The sequence below is a fragment of the Stenotrophomonas sp. AS1 genome (assembly GCF_048957655.1).
In the GTDB taxonomy this organism is placed as follows: domain Bacteria; phylum Pseudomonadota; class Gammaproteobacteria; order Xanthomonadales; family Xanthomonadaceae; genus Stenotrophomonas; species Stenotrophomonas bentonitica_A.
Genome location: NZ_JARVXM010000002.1, coordinates 61,715 through 76,620 on the forward strand (window position 1 = coordinate 61,715; position 14,906 = coordinate 76,620).

General features: G+C 67.2%; 12 protein-coding genes and 4 tRNA genes. 2 read left to right on the forward strand and 14 right to left on the reverse strand.

The annotated features are described in order from the left end of the window. Positions 1-36: 36 nt before the first annotated feature. Positions 37-112 (reverse strand) — tRNA-Gly (locus tag PV764_RS03750). Positions 113-258: 146 nt separating this feature from the next. Beyond that, positions 259-334: transfer RNA gene (locus PV764_RS03755), tRNA-Gly, on the reverse strand. Between the two features lie 207 nt (positions 335-541). Between PV764_RS03755 and PV764_RS03760 the strand changes: the two genes are divergently transcribed. Continuing rightward, the gene (locus tag PV764_RS03760) at positions 542-886 is read left to right on the forward strand and encodes a hypothetical protein (RefSeq protein ID WP_421116211.1); all 345 of its coding nucleotides are present in this window, start codon (positions 542-544) and stop codon (positions 884-886) included. A gap of 89 nt (positions 887-975) precedes the next feature. Here PV764_RS03760 and PV764_RS03765 read toward each other — a convergent pair. The 10 genes from PV764_RS03765 to PV764_RS03810 form a co-directional block, all read right to left on the reverse strand. Further along, positions 976-1,051, reverse strand: a tRNA-Gly gene (locus PV764_RS03765). Between the two features lie 46 nt (positions 1,052-1,097). Then, positions 1,098-1,721, reverse strand: coding sequence for a CDP-diacylglycerol--glycerol-3-phosphate 3-phosphatidyltransferase (gene pgsA / locus PV764_RS03770; protein WP_019183370.1), 624 nt, complete (start codon positions 1,719-1,721; stop codon positions 1,098-1,100). A gap of 9 nt (positions 1,722-1,730) precedes the next feature. Continuing rightward, a complete protein-coding gene (gene uvrC / locus PV764_RS03775; protein ID WP_019183371.1) occupies positions 1,731-3,578 on the reverse strand; it encodes an excinuclease ABC subunit UvrC in 1,848 nt (615 codons plus the stop codon). Continuing rightward, complete coding sequence (locus tag PV764_RS03780; RefSeq protein WP_046273708.1) at positions 3,575-4,990, reverse strand: nhl repeat protein; 1,416 nt, start codon at positions 4,988-4,990, stop codon at positions 3,575-3,577. The genes uvrC and PV764_RS03780 overlap by 4 nt, the downstream gene beginning before the upstream one ends. 46 nt (positions 4,991-5,036) lie before the next feature. Beyond that, on the reverse strand, positions 5,037-5,810 hold the full coding sequence (gene kdsB, locus PV764_RS03785) for a 3-deoxy-manno-octulosonate cytidylyltransferase (protein WP_019183373.1): 774 nt from the start codon (positions 5,808-5,810) through the stop codon (positions 5,037-5,039). Between the two features lie 66 nt (positions 5,811-5,876). Beyond that, positions 5,877-6,899, reverse strand: coding sequence for a tetraacyldisaccharide 4'-kinase (gene lpxK / locus PV764_RS03790; RefSeq protein ID WP_019183374.1), 1,023 nt, complete (start codon positions 6,897-6,899; stop codon positions 5,877-5,879). After that, positions 6,899-8,647, reverse strand: coding sequence for a lipid A export permease/ATP-binding protein MsbA (gene msbA / locus PV764_RS03795; RefSeq protein ID WP_070427011.1), 1,749 nt, complete (start codon positions 8,645-8,647; stop codon positions 6,899-6,901). The genes lpxK and msbA overlap by 1 nt, the downstream gene beginning before the upstream one ends. Continuing rightward, positions 8,644-9,066, reverse strand: a complete 423-nt coding sequence (locus PV764_RS03800; protein WP_019183376.1) for an ExbD/TolR family protein — start codon at positions 9,064-9,066, stop codon at positions 8,644-8,646. Before PV764_RS03800 ends, msbA begins: the two co-directional genes overlap by 4 nt. Before the next feature lie 3 nt (positions 9,067-9,069). Further along, the gene (locus PV764_RS03805) at positions 9,070-9,744 is read right to left on the reverse strand and encodes a MotA/TolQ/ExbB proton channel family protein (RefSeq protein WP_019183377.1); all 675 of its coding nucleotides are present in this window, start codon (positions 9,742-9,744) and stop codon (positions 9,070-9,072) included. Between the two features lie 3 nt (positions 9,745-9,747). Beyond that, positions 9,748-11,997, reverse strand: coding sequence for a DNA internalization-related competence protein ComEC/Rec2 (locus PV764_RS03810; RefSeq protein ID WP_421116212.1), 2,250 nt, complete (start codon positions 11,995-11,997; stop codon positions 9,748-9,750). A gap of 539 nt (positions 11,998-12,536) precedes the next feature. Between PV764_RS03810 and PV764_RS03815 the strand changes: the two genes are divergently transcribed. After that, positions 12,537-14,126 carry an MASE1 domain-containing protein gene (locus PV764_RS03815; protein ID WP_046273726.1) on the forward strand — a complete coding sequence of 530 codons (1,590 nt, stop codon included), beginning with the start codon at positions 12,537-12,539 and terminating at the stop codon, positions 14,124-14,126. On the opposite strand, the gene PV764_RS03820 is transcribed toward PV764_RS03815, so the two are convergent. Both PV764_RS03820 and PV764_RS03825 read right to left on the reverse strand, forming a co-directional pair. Beyond that, positions 14,069-14,533 (reverse strand): hypothetical protein, encoded by a 465-nt coding sequence (locus tag PV764_RS03820; RefSeq protein WP_037553184.1) that lies wholly within the window; start codon positions 14,531-14,533, stop codon positions 14,069-14,071. The genes PV764_RS03815 and PV764_RS03820 overlap by 58 nt on opposite strands. 267 nt (positions 14,534-14,800) lie before the next feature. After that, positions 14,801-14,875, reverse strand: a tRNA-Val gene (locus PV764_RS03825). Between the last annotated feature and the right edge of the window lie 31 nt (positions 14,876-14,906).

Below are 14,906 nucleotides of genomic sequence, written 5' to 3' on the forward strand. Positions count from 1 at the left end.
AGAACAAGACCCCGAGAACGGGGTCTGGTCAGGATTTGGAGCGGGAAACGAGACTCGAACTCGCGACCTCAACCTTGGCAAGGTTGCGCTCTACCAACTGAGCTATTCCCGCAAAATCAAGCGTGCATGTTACCGAAACCACTCGAAACACACCAGCTTTTTCACACTTTTTTTCACATCCCGGCCAATGCTTCCGGACCGGATGCCCGCGTGCCACAGCGGAGAAAAACAAGGCCCCGAGGGGGCCCTGTCGAAATCTGGAGCGGGAAACGAGACTCGAACTCGCGACCTCAACCTTGGCAAGGTTGCGCTCTACCAACTGAGCTATTCCCGCAGACTTTCGCTTGCACCGACGGCACCGCACCCTGGGGTGCTGGAGGCTGTCAGCCCCTCGACCTGCGTCGAAGGAGCGCTATTCTGTCGGAATTCCTTCACGTCGTCAACATCCTTTTTGCTGCATTTCCGTGCGTTGCCCCGGGCCGCCCCGGCGCGCGTGCCGGCCTCGCCTGCCCCTCCCCCGGTCATTCCCAATCATCACCCCATGCCACGCCCTCTCCGCATTGCCAGCCTCGCCATCGCCGCCCTGATCGGCGCGCTCGCCATCGTCGGCGCGACCACCCACGGCTTCTCCAACGCCTGGATGATGCTGACTGACAGCAGCAACGTAATCCCGGCCGAATCATCGATCCTCTCGTTCGAGCCCTACGTCATCAACCCGGGCTCATCGAACTATTGGCTGTACGGCAAGGACCGCACGAACTATTACCACTTCGTGCACACGGAGCAGGCGCTCTACGTGTACCTGCCCATCAAGAACAGCTGCCCGCGGTTCGACCGCGAGAACATCCGCACGTGGTGCAACGTCCGGATCGGAACGCGCCACTGACCGCAGACACGCGCATACGAAAAAAGCGACCCGGAAGGTCGCTTTTTTCGGCGTTTCCCTTCGCGACGGATCGCGATGGAAACAGTATCTGGAGCGGGAAACGAGACTCGAACTCGCGACCTCAACCTTGGCAAGGTTGCGCTCTACCAACTGAGCTATTCCCGCTTGGGAGGCGAAATTCTACAGCCAAACGAGGGGCTGTCAACAGCCCTCATGCATTTTTTTTCGCTTTGGCGTTCTCACGCGCAAGGCGCTCGTCCTCGCGCAGGCTCGGCCATGCCGCGTGCAGGTACTGCAGGCCCGACCACAGCGTGAGAATCGAGGCGATGGCCAGGGTCCAGTCACCGATATGGAAGACTTGGGTACCCATCCAGATGTCCTGCATCGGGGTGTGCGGCGCCACCGAGTACAGCAGGCACAGCAGCGCGATCATCTGCGCGGTGGTTTTCACCTTGCCGATCACCGCCACGCGCACCTTCGCACGCTGGCCGATTTCGGCCATCCATTCGCGCAGTGCCGATACGGCAATCTCGCGGCCGACGATCACCGCCGCCCACACCGCCATCCACGCAGTGGGATGGCCCTGCACGATCAGGAACAGTGCCACGGCCACCATCAGCTTGTCCGCGACCGGGTCGAGGAAGGCGCCGAACGCGGACTGCAGGTCGTAACGGCGGGCGATCCAGCCGTCGAGCCAGTCGGTGAGCGCGGCCAGTCCGAAGATCGCCGCGGAAGCGAAATTGGTCCACTTGTAGGGGAGATAGAACACCAGCACCAGGACGGGGATCATCACGATCCGCAGCAGGGTCAGCCAGGTGGGGAGGGTCAACTTCATTGCGTCTCTCTACTCGCCCGCCGCATCGGGCGTAGGCAGTCCATGAAGGTTAGCGTAGATACGCGCAGCGAGGGCGTCATTGATGCCGTCCACTTTCGCGATTTCCGCTTCGCCGGCGGCTTTCAGGCCGACCAGGCCGCCGAAATGCTTGAGCAGGCTGGCCCGCCGGCGCGGTCCGATGCCGGGAATATCTTCGAGTTTGCTGGTCATACGGGCCTTCTGGCGGCGCCCGCGGTGGCCGGTGATGGCGAAGCGGTGGGCCTCGTCACGCACCTGCTGGATGAACTGCAGGGCGGGCGAGGCAGCGCCCGGGCGCAGCTCGCGACCATCCGGCAGCACCAGGGCTTCATGCCCTGCCCTGCGCTCCACGCCCTTGGCCACACCGACCAGCATCACCCCTTCCACGCCCAGGTCGGCCAGCGCCGATTGCGCCTGGGCCAACTGGCCGGCGCCGCCATCGATCAGCAGCAGGTCCGGCAGCACGCCGTCTTCCTCGACCGCGCGGCGGAAGCGCCGTTCGATCGCCTGGCGCATGGCCGCGTAGTCATCGCCGGGCTCGATGCCACTGATGTTGAAGCGGCGGTACTGGCTGCGCACCGGACCGGCCGCATCGAACACCACGCACGAGGCCACGGTGGCTTCGCCCATGGTGTGGCTGATATCGAAGCACTCCACGCGCTTGACCTGTTCGGCAAGGCCCAGCACCTGCCGCAGGTCCTCGCTGCGGGCGTGCTGCGCGTTGCGGCTGCCCAGCTCGGTGACCAGGGTGATCTGCGCGTTGCGTGCGGCGAGCTCGACATAGCCGGCGCGCTCGCCGCGCACGTTCCATCGCAACTGCACCTTGTGCTCGGCCGAGGCACTGAGCGCCGACTCGATCAGGCTCGCGTCGGGAATTTCGCGGTCGAGCAGGATCTCGCGCGGCGGGGCGTGCTCGGCGTAGTACTGCGAGACGAATGCACCCAGCACTTCATCGGCGCTTTCTTCGCCATTGGTGCGCGGGAAGAACGGGCGCGTGCCCATGTTGCGGCCGTCACGGAAGGCCAGCAGCAACACGCAGGCACTGGCGCCCTGGGTCGCGCAGGCGAGCACGTCCAGATCCGCCGCGCGGCCATCCACGTACTGGCGGGTCTGCATGCTGCGCAGCGAGGCGATCAGATCGCGCAGGCGCGCGGCCTGCTCGAACTCCAGCGCTTCGCTGGCGGTCTGCATCTGGGTGCCAAGCTCACGGGCGAGCTGGTCACTCTTGCCCTCCAGGAACATCGAGGCGCGGCGCACCGATTCGGCGTAATCCTCCGGCGCCACCAGATCCACGCAGGGCGCGCTGCAGCGACCGATCTGGTACTGCAGGCAGGGCCGCGAGCGGTTGCGGAACACGCTGTCTTCGCAGCTGCGCAGCTTGAACAGCTTGTGCATCAGGTTGAGCGTTTCGCGCACGGCGGTGACGCCCGGGTACGGACCGAAGTAACGCCCCGGCACCGCACGCGGGCCGCGGTGCAACGCGATCCGCGGCCATTGCTCGCGGGTCAGCAGCACGTGCGGGTAAGTCTTGTCGTCGCGCAGTGACACGTTGTAGCGTGGCGAGAGCGACTTGATCAGCTGGTTTTCCAGCAGCAGCGCCTCGGCCTCCGAGCGGGTCACGGTCACGTCCATGCGCGCGACCTGCGACAGCATCGACATGATCCGGGTGGTCTTGGGCGTGCCGTTGAAATAGCTGCCCACGCGGTTGCGCAGCGCGCGCGCCTTGCCGACGTACAGCAGCGTGTCGTCAGCGGCGTACATGCGGTACACGCCGGGGGCGGTGCTCAAGTGGGCCGCAAATGCCTTGCCATCGAAGGCGGGGGCGGAAGAAACAGTCATTCGTTGATCGGCACGTCGCTCAGGACACCACTGACGGGGTCGAACCGCAGCACGGCATGGGCATCGGTCTCGGCGATCCAGACCGCACCACCGCCCAGCGCCAGGCCGGCCGGACCATGCAGGCGCCGCGGCAGCTCCAGCGTGCTCAGCTCACCACCGCCCAGGCGCAGGGTGCGCAGGCGGCCGTTGCCGGCATCGGCGATCCACAACAGCGGCGCATCCGGACTCAGCGCGATCGCCTGCGGGTACTGCAGCAGTGCCGAGGCGCGCGGCCCGTCCTGGTCGCCGAAGCTCCACAGCCCCTGCCCGACCAGTGTCTGGACCAGATCGCCACGCAGTTGCATGGCGCGGATCGACGAGCCCAGCGCGTCGCAGACGTACAGCACCTGCTGGACCGCGGCGACCGAGCACGGCTGCGCGAAGGCGGCCATATGACCACTGCCGTCGCGTTCGTCGATGGCGCCACTGCCGGCGCGCCACTGCAGGCTGCGCTGGCCGAGGTGGTAGCTCCAGATCCGGTTGTCGCCGGCCATGGCGATGTGGACCTGGTTGTCAGCGACCGCCAGCCCCTGCGGGTGGTTCAGTGCGGTACGGCGCGGCTCGGCGATCGGCCCTTCGACCGGCTCGCCAGGGCGGCCGGTGCCGCACAGCGTGTCGACCTGCCCGGAGAGCAGATGGATCCGGCGCAGTGCGTGATTGCCGGTATCGGCCACGTACAGCCATTCGCGCTCCAGCGCGAGGCCCTGGGGATGATGGAAGGCCGCCTGGGCCTGGTCGCCATCCATGAAATCGGCTGTGCCCATGCCGAACTGGCGCAGCACACGGCCACCATGGCTGCACTCGAGCACGCGGTGGTGACCGGTGTCGGCGATGTACAGGCGCTCGGTGGTCACCGCCAGCCCGGTCGGGAAGCGCAGCGCCAGGCGGGGCTCGGGGCTCAGCTCGCGGGCGCCGTGCAGGTCTTCATCGGATGGGCGCGAACTGCCCTCGCACAGCGCCGTGAGTGAACGCTCCAGCTCCCCGCCGAGACCGACCAGCCGCTCACGCTCGCGTCCCTGCGCATCGAGCAGCACCAGGGTCGGCCACGCGGTCACGCCGAACCGGCGCCAGCCATCCCAGTCCGCATCCAGCAGGGCCGGGGCGTTCAGCCCCTGGCGGCGCAGCAGTTTCAGGGACTGGGCAGGATCGCGCTCACCATCGAAACGCGGCACCTGCAGCACCAGCAGCTGCACCTTGCCGGGGTTGCGCGATTGCCACTGGGCCAGCTCGGCCAGCCGCTGCGCGCACCACACCGAGGCTGCGTTGACGAAGGCCAGCACCACGGGCCGCCCCTGCAGCTCGCCCAGCGTGGTGGGCGTGGCGTTGAGCCAGGTGGCGAATTCGGGCAGATCCTGGACGGGCTGGACGTTCATGCCCCGATTATGCCGGAGGACGCGTCATGCAGCCGTCGTGCCACGGTCACGGGTGGGCGGCCCACCAGGCCTCGGCGCGCGCCAGATCGTCCGGGGTGTCGATGCCGGGCGGGAACTCGGCCGGGGTCAGGGCCACGCTGATGCGGTGCCCTGCTTCCAGCACGCGCAGCTGCTCGAGCGACTCCAGCTGCTCGAGCGTGCCCGGCGGCAGCGCGGCGAACCGGCGCAGGAAGCCGGCGCGGTAGCCGTAGATGCCGATGTGGCGCAGCCAGTGTGGGCCGGCGAGCGTGTCGCGCGAGCGTGCGAAGGCGTCGCGGTGCCACGGAATCGGCGCGCGGCTGAAGTACAGCGCGTCCAGATTCTGCTTGCGCACGACCTTGACCACGTTCGGGTCGAACAGCGTTTCGGCGTCTTCCACCGGGGTGGCCAGCGTGGACATCTCCGCACCGCTGTAGACCAGCGCTTCGGCCACGGCACGGATGCCCTCGGCCGGGGCGAACGGCTCATCGCCCTGCAGGTTCACGACCAGGGTGTCGTCCGACCAGCCCGCCTGTGCGGCGCACTCGGCCAGGCGATCGGTGCCGGAAGCATGATCGGTGGAGGTCATCGCCACACGCACCTCGGCCAGGCCCTGCAACGCATCGGCGATGCGCTGGTCATCCGTGGCCACCCACACTTCGCGAGCGCCGGCGAGCAGCGCGCGTTGCGCCACGCGCAGCACCAGCGGTTCGCCGCCCAGCAGGCGCAGTGGCTTGCCCGGCAGCCGCGAGGCGGCGTAACGGGCGGGAATGGCGACGACGAACTCGACGGAAGCGCTCATGGGGGATGACCTGTACGAAAGGAAGGCAATCAGGGCCTCAGTGTGCCGCAAGCGGCACCGGAGGCGTCAACGCTTGCCGAGCTTCTCGACGCGATCCAGCAGGCTGATCCAGAACGCGGCCGGCAACTCCGCCGACAGCGGCACCGCGAAGTGCCACTCGGTCGCGAAGGCCTTGCACTTGACCGCATCCTTCTCGGTCATCAGCACCGGCAACTCGCTCCCGAAACGCAGGTCCGCGGGCTGGTAGGCATGGTGATCGGCGAAGGCATGCGGCACGACGCCGATGCGGTGCGCGCGCAGCATGTCGAAGAAGCGCTGCGGGTTGGCGATGCCGGCCACGGCATGCACGCGCTGGCCCTGGAAATGCGAGAGGCGCCGCGCACGGCCGCCCTGCAGCGGCTGCGCACTGTCGATGCGCAACTGCATCGGCCATTCGCCGAAGCCGCAGGCGGTCTGCGCTTCGGTGCCGTCACTGGCCTGGCCCATGTTGACCACGCGGAAATCGCAGTCGCGCGCACGGCTGGCCGGCTCGCGCAGCGGACCGGCGGGAATCAGGCGGCCGTTGCCGTAGCGACGCTGGGCATCGACCACTTCGATTTCGATGTCGCGCGCCAGCCGGTAATGCTGCAGGCCGTCATCGCAGACGATGATGTCGCAGCCCGCCTCGACCAGCGCCTTGCCCGCCGCGACGCGGTCCGCATCCACCCGCACCGGCACGCCGGTTTTCCAGGCGATCAGCACCGGCTCGTCGCCACCGACCGAGGTATCGGTACTGGCCAGCACCCAGCGCGGCGTGCCCGCCTCCTCGCGGCCATAGCCACGGCTGGCGACCCCCGGCTTCCAGCCCGCGTCGCGCAGGCGGTTGACCAGGGCAATCGTCAGCGGGGTCTTGCCGGTGCCGCCGGCGGTGACGTTGCCGACCACCACCACCGGCACCGGCAGCGAATGCCGCTTCAGCCAACGGCGGCGATAGGCCATCCGCCGCAGCGCGATCGCCGCGCCATACAGCGGTGACGCCAGGCGCGCCAGGAACGGAATGGTGCTGCCGTCATACCAGTACGACGGGGTTTGCGTGCCCTTGCCTGCCATCAAGGCTGCCTTTCGCGGAACTGCATCCTGTGCAGGTGCTCGTACAGGCCACCCAGCGCCAGCAGTTCGTTGTGCGTGCCACGTTCAACGATGCGGCCGTGGTCCATCACCAGCACCTGGTCGGCATGTTCGATGGTGGACAGGCGGTGCGCGATCACCAGCGTGGTGCGCTCGGGCATCAGGCGCTGCAGGGCGTCCTGCACCAGGCGTTCGGATTCGTTGTCGAGCGCAGCGGTGGCTTCATCCAGGATCAGGATCGGCGCGTCGCGCAGGATCGCGCGGGCGATCGCCAAGCGCTGGCGCTGGCCACCGGAGAGCAACGCGCCATTCTCACCAACGGGCGTCTGCAGCTGCTGCGGCATGCGCGCGATGAACTCCCACGCATTGGCCGCTTCGGCCGCCGCGCGGATCTGGTCTTCAGTGGCATCCATGCCGTAGGCGATGTTGGCGCCCACGGTGTCATCGAACAGCATGACCTTCTGCCCGACCATCGCCACCTGGCGACGCAGGTCGGCCAGCGGGTAGTCGTCCAGGGCCACGCCATCGAGCGTGATGCGGCCGCCGCTGGGTTCATAGAAGCGCGGCACCAGGCGGATGAGGCTGGTCTTGCCGCTGCCGGAGCGGCCGACGATCGCCGTCACCGTGCCCGGCTTGGCCACGAAACTGATGTCGTCCAGCGCGATGCCGGTGTCCTCGCGATAGCGCAGCATCACGTGCTCGAACGCGAGCTCGCCGCGCGCGCGGCCGATGCGCTGGAGGCCTTCGTCGCGCTCGACCGGCATGTCCAGAATCCCGAACAGGCGCTCGGCCGCAGCGACACCGCGCGAGATCGAGGTCTGCACACTGGTCAGGCGACGCAGTGAGGGAATGATCGCCATCATCGAGGTCATCAGGCCCATGAACTGGCCTGCGTTGAGCTTGCCGGCCAGCGCCTCGCGGGTGGACACCCACACGATCACCGCCAGCGCCAATGCCGCCAGGAACTGCACCGTGCTGGAGGCCAGTGCGCGCGTGGTTTCGACCTTCATGTTCAGGCCGAGCATGCGGTTGGCCAGCCGGGAATAGCGCGAGATCTCGTGCGCCTGGGTGCCATGCACCTTCACTTCCTGCTGCGCGGCCAACGACTGTTCGGCGGTCTGCGCCATGCCGCCCATGCCGTCCTGGATGCCCCGGCTGATCCGGCGGTAACGCTTGCCGACGATCGAGACGATCACGCCGATCAACGGCACCACCACCAGCATCGCCATGGTGACCTTGACGCTCATCTGCAGCATCACCACCAGCATGGCGATGATGGTGAGGGTATCGGCCACCAGGGTCTTGAGCGCATCGGCACTGGCCTGGGTGACCTGTTCTGTATCGAAGTTCAGGCGGCTGACCATCACCGGCGTGGCCTCGGCATCGAAGTGCGAGGACGGCAGGTGCAGGTACTTCTCCAGCACCTGCTCACGCAGGTCGCGCACCACGCTGCGCCCGGTGCGGGCCAGCGCGTAGTCGCTGACCAGGGTGGCCAGGCTGCGCATCATGAACAACCCGAGGATGGTCAGCGGCAGGATCACCGCCATGCGCGGCTCCGGGTTGACGAACCCCCGGTTGACCAGCGGCTCCATCAGCTTGGTGAAGCTGTAGCCGGCCAGCGCCTCGACCACCATCGCGATCACGGCCGCGACCATGAACACCCAGTACGCCCCGGTGTACCCGAGCAGCCGCTTGTAGATCGGCCAGACGGAAGAATGTTTCTTGCTCATGGACGCACCTCCGGCGCGGTAGCGATGGCGATGCGGCGGAAGCCCAGCTGGCCCAGGGCATCCTGGGCCGTGACCACGGCCTGGTAAGGCGTACGCGCGTCGGCGCGCAACAGCACGGTCTGTTCCCGATCACTGCCGGCGACGGCGGCAATCGTCTGCTTGACCGACTCGACGTCGGTGCGCAGCACTTCCTGATCGTTGATGAAGTAACGCCCTTCGGCATTGACCAGCACGCTCAGCGAGCGCGGCGGCTCGGTGGTGTCCTGCTGGCTGGCGGTCGGCAACTGCAACTGCAGCGTCGAGCGCGCGTCGAAGGTGGTGGTGACCACGAAGAAGATGATCAGGACGAGGATCACATCGATCAGCGGGACCAGATCGATATGCGGTTCGTCCTGGATCCGGTCATTGCGGATACGCATCCGTCAGCCCTTGACCGTGACCGGTGCGGCGCCGGCGGGGGCACCGGTGGCACGCGGGGCCGTGTTCATCACGCCCGGGCGGCCATCCAGCGCGTCCAGCAGGGCCGAAGCTTCCTGCTCCATCTCGATCACGTAGCCGGCGATGCGGCCCTTGAAGTAGCGATGGAACATCAGCGCGGGGATCGCCACGATCATGCCGGTGGCGGTGCACACCAGTGCCTTGCCGATACCGCCGGCCAGCTGGTTCACATCGCCCACGCCGTGGTCGAGGATGCCCATGAACATCTGGATCATGCCGACCACCGTGCCGAGCAGGCCCAGCAGCGGGCCGGCCGAGGCGATCGTGCCGAGGGCGTTCAGGAACCGCTCCATGCGGTGAACCAGGTGCCGGCCGGCGTCTTCAATGCGCTCGCGGATCTGGTCGCGCGGGCGATTGCGCGCTTCCAGCGCGGTGGCCAGCAGCGCGCCCAGCGGCGAGTTGCCGCGCAGCGACTGGATGTGGCTCGGGTCGAGCTTGCCGCGTGCGGCCCAGTTGCGCACTTCCTGCCCCAGCCCCGGGGGCAGGACTTCATTGCGGCGCAGGGTCCAGAAGCGCTCCAGGACAATTGCCAAAGCCAGTACGCCCAACAGCAGCAGCGGCAGCATCGGCCAGCCACCGGCCTTGACCAGTTCCCACACGTTTCAATCCTCCGGCCCAGCGGCCGCCTGTTTGATCGCCGATAGGATAGCAGCCGACCGGCTCCGCTCCGCGGCATCCCACCAACGCCGCTCGAAAACCCGTTGTTCACGCACCTGCAGGCCTTCACGCCCGAGCCAGATACGGACCGCGCCGCTCTCGGCCGTGTTGAGCACCTCCGCCCCCACCGCCTGCCAGCGCGACACCACCTCGGCGCGCGGGTGGCCGAAGCGATTGCGATGGCCAGCCGAGACGATCGCCAGGCGCGGCGCGACGGCATCCACCCAGGCCGGGGTGGACGAGCTGGCACTGCCATGGTGCGGCACCACCACTGCTTCGGCCGCCAGCAGCGCACCTGCCTGCTGGAGCAGCCGCGCTTCGCTGCCTTTTTCGATGTCGCCGGCCAGCAGGATCGCCCCCCGGGCGGTTTCCAGCCGCAGCACGCAACTGCTGTCGTTGATCGACCGGGCTTCGCCGGGAAGGGGATGCAGCACCCGGAACGTGACCCCGTCCCACGCCCAGGATTGTCCGGCATGGCAGGCCGATGCGCGGCCACGCAGGGCGCCCTGCGGTGCCTGCACGACCGCATCGGGAAAAGTGCGGCGCACCCCGCGCAGGCCACCGGTGTGGTCGCGGTGGTCGTGGCTGATCATGATCCGGTCCAGCCGCCCCTGGCCCAGCGCACGCAGCGTGGGCACCACGATCCGCTCACCGGCATCGAAGCCATCGTCGGTCCCGGGGCCGGTGTCGTACAGCAGCGTGTGGCGGCGCGTGCGCACGACCACCGCCAGGCCCTGGCCCACGTCCATCACCAGCAGCTCCACCTCGCCCTCGCCAGGCCCGTGACGCGCCGGCCATAGCAGCGGCAGGCACAACAGCAGCGCCGCCACCCGCCCGCCACTGCCGCGCGGCAACAACAGCCAGAACACGCCGGACACCGCCGCCAGCAACGCCCAGCGGTTGGCCTGTGGCAGCCACCACAGCGACAGCTCGCTGCGCGCGGCATAGCCGAACAGCCACCAGCTCGCGTCGAAGCACCATGCCGCCAGCTGCCAGGGCCAGCGCCCCGCCCCCTCGATCAGCGCCTCAAGGGCGGTACCGAGCAGTGCCAGCGGCACCACCACCATGGTCCACCACGGAATCGCCACCAGGTTCACCAGCGGACCGGCGCGCGAAGCCTGCCCGAACAGCGCCACGGTCAGCGGCAGCAACGCCACGGTGGCCACGCCCTGGGCACTCAGGAATCCCCGCAGCCAGCCCTGCTCGCGCCCCGGCAGGCACCAGATCAGCCACAGCACGCCGGCAAAGCTCAGCCAGAAGCCGGGGGCCAGAACCGCAAGCGGATCGAACAACAGCATCGCCAGTGCCGCCAGCGACAGCGACTGGGCGACCGTCGCCCGTCGCCGGCTGCAACGCGCCGTTGCCACAACCGCGATCATCAGCACGGTGCGCACCGTCGGCAGCGCGAAACCGGCCGCTGCTGCGTACAGCGCCGCACCTGCGACCGCCGCGGCTGCGGCGCCCATCGGGCGCGGCAGGTAAAGGCCCACTATCGGCAGGCACCGCCAGAGCCCGCCTGCCAGCAGTGCGGCCACGCCAGCCACGACGCCGACATGGAAACCCGAAATCGCTACCAGGTGGGTCACCCCCAGCGCACGCAGGTCGTCCCAATCGGCCTGGCCAAGACCACGGGTATCGCCCAGTGCCAGCGCCTGGACGAAGCGGCGGCCGTCGTCCTGGACCGCGCGGGCGATCGCGTCGGCCATCCGCTCGCGCCATGCCGGCAAGCCGGCCGGCTCGCCCAGTGGATGCGCACGGGCGGGCTCGCGCACGTACCCACTGCCCGCCACCCGCTGCCGCAATGCATAGCCCTCGGCGTCGAACACGCCCGGATTCACCAGGCCACGCGGCGGCCGGACCCGCACGTTGAGCGACCAGCGCTCGCCGGCCCGCAGCGTGCGCCGGCGATCATCGGCGGCGCCACGGAATCCGTCGTACCAGCCCAGCGCCAGGTCGCGACCGCGGAGTCTGGTGGGCATCGCCGGATCTTCGTCCACCCGGAAGCGGAAGCGGGTTCCCCCGGGACCATGGTCGGGGAGGCTGACCACCCGCCCGTGCAGCACGTGGTCGACGGCGGCGCTGCCGGGTGTCAGCTGCTGGGCGAGCCCGGCGTGGCCGTGGAAGGCCGCCCAGCCTAGACCGAAGAGGGCCGCGCCAAGGAGGCGCAGGCGGGAGGGCAGGATCCAGATCGCCAAGCCAGCCGCTATCGAGGTCCACATCCACTGACGCGGCAGTAGAAATGGTGCGAATACCGTCGCGCTCACGCCTGACAGGAGAGCTGCCGCAGAGGCCTTCCCCACCATGGGTAGCGGCGCGCGTCCGGAGGTAGCCAGGCGACGCGGGGCCAGTGCCATGCCAATCGCACCCGATGAAAATCCAAGGCTCGCCTGGCCACCGCGGAACCGCCATCAGTCGCGGCCTTGGCGTACTGTCAGGTAACGCTGGCCTGTTGACCATGCGCTGCGCATGAGGAAACGCTGACGTTTCACCGCGTCTCTGGAGCCCCATGTCTTCATCTTGGCTGTCGGCCTGGATGGAAAGCGGCGACGGAAAGTCGCGGGGCAATATGTGACACAGTTCAAACAAAGACCTTCGAGGCGGCAGAATCAAGCGCCGTCGACGAAAACGTGACCCGCCGGCGCGCCATTGCACGCGGGGGCATTGCCCGATAGTGTCCAAGCTGCGCCGGGCGCTTGTTCCAGCCCGTGGCCACCACAGGGGAAAGGGGGTGCACGTGCAGCTGGAATGGTTGAAAAGGGAGTTTCACCTCGATCTGCGCATTTCTTCTAGTGGCGTTTTGCTGGCACTGGTCTACGCGATGGTGTTCTGGGCAATGCGGCAAATGTCGGTGGATCAGTTCTACCTGCCTGCCGGAATCCGCGTCGCTGCGCTGCTTTTGTGCCCACCCCGGAAATGGCCTTACCTGATCATTGGTGAGTTCGCATTCTTCGCGCAGGCACGTTTTCACCTCATCGATCAGTATGGCCTCGCGTGGGTCGTGCTGGCATCCGCGTCACTGATGCCGACGGTCGCAGCGATCGTGTATCTCCATCGCCGCCGCATGGCTGCGGGCAATCCCGCTTGGCTGCTTTCCGTTGCTGCACTTTCCGCAGTCGCCATCACGGCACTCAATCAAGGCTTGGCCTATCTGCTGATGCCCACCCTGCACGACGCCGTATCCTGGATGGGAGTGGCGAAGTACATCATCGGCGACTACCTCGGCATCCTGATTTTCGCGCCTGCTGCGCTCCTGTGGAAACACCGTTACCATCTGCCTCGCCCCACCATTCGGGCAGGGATGATGGCCGCAGCGACATTGGCCGTGATCGGCGTGCTGGGCGTGGCTGCGATGCAGCTCCCCGCCAATGAGCTGCTGGCGAAGAGCAGCCTACGGGTTGCAATGCTGCTGCCAGCGGCAGCGCTGACCTGCATGTACGGATGGCGCGGCGCCGCCATCAGCGTAGCGGGATTGAACCTCACCGTCGGGCTGACCCTGGACAGCTCCGGATTGCCAGGATCGTTCGATCCAGTGGCCTTCATGGCGCAGCAGGTCCTGGCAGTCACCGGTACCGCATTACTGCTGCTGGGCTCCACCATTTCCCGCTACTACCGGCAGCTCAATGCGCACGACCGACTGGGCAGCCGCGCCGCCGCCCTGGTCCGCACGGCCCACCTAGCCAGTGAGGAAACCCGCAAGGAACAGGCGCTGCGCATGCAAACCATTGGTGAAGACATCGATCGATCGGTTCAGATGGCAGCCGATCTGCTGAAGCAACGGGGGTACCTGGCGCCAGCGATGGACATGCTGCGCCGTGGCGCATCGCAATCGCGCCTGTTCCGCGAGCAGATCAGCATGGTGTACCCGAGTGACATCGAATACTCGGGTTTATATGTCGCCCTGCAGTCCGGCGGTGTCGCCGGCGCTTGGGACGCGACAGACCGCGTGGCACGACCGCGGTTCAGTGGCAATCCCTGCCACTTGAGCCTTGGGCTGCAACTAGCGGCTTACCGCAGCCTGGTCGACGCCGTCAGCTTGATGCTGAAGCACGAATCCGGATTTCTGCGGGTCCGTGCTCACTGCGGTCGTCGCGGCGACTACCAGGGCATCGTCATGACCGTCGCACTACTGGATCCGCAGCGCACACTGAGCGCGCAAACCGTTGCGCGTGCCGACGAGGTGCTGGGTGGTCGGGCACTGGCTTATGGCGGCAACCCAGGTTGCCGCCGAAACCGACTCCGCTTGGTACTTGTCGAGCCTGGGCAGCCTTACCGCGTGCCGTCAGGGCTTTCGATCGACCAGATCACGCCCCGCGCCGTACTGTAAGCGACCAGCCACAGACCCGGCTTGCGGTACACCACTTCCCTGCCTGCGCCTGCCGGGATATCCAGGGTGCGTCCAGGCAGCGAGACACGGTCGGCATCCACGCCGCCCGGCAGTGTCCAGAACACCGTGTCGATGTTGCCGATAATCGCGCGGACCTGATCATTGCGATCATTGACCTGGATGTACCAGATCCCATCCCGTTTGAACTCGAATGCATGCCAGCCCGCTGCTTCACTGACGTCCAACGCAAGCGGCGCTGACTCCCCGAGACCCTTCGCTGCGATATAGCTTCCATGCGGCTCACTCACACAGCAGGATGCCGCCTGTGCCGATGGGGCCGCCAGAATCGCCGTCGCGAAAGTCGCCGCCGCGTATGCCAAAACCGTAAGACGATGCGTCGTTGCCATTTTGCCTCCTTCCATTGGGATTAGGTCACAGGACCGGTTCCGGCCGGCCGCAGGTCTGGCCAACCGGCCCCGCGACGCTAACACACGGCATGAAAGAGACAGCCTCAACCCGCCCTCGCTCGCACCAAGGGCGATGGCCAGGCCAGGCCACGCGAGGCGAGGCGAGGCGGAAAGAACGTAGGGAGAAGTTCCAGAAAACGAAAAAGCCGGCCTATTGGCCGGCTTCGTCTTGTTCCACCTGTTCCCGTGGTTTCCCAGGTACTGAAGTGGTGGGCGGTACAGGGTTCGAACCTGTGACCCCTACCATGTCAAGGTAGTGCTCTACCGCTGAGCTAACCGCCCGTTTTGCTTCCCTGCCCCGCTGCGAATGCGT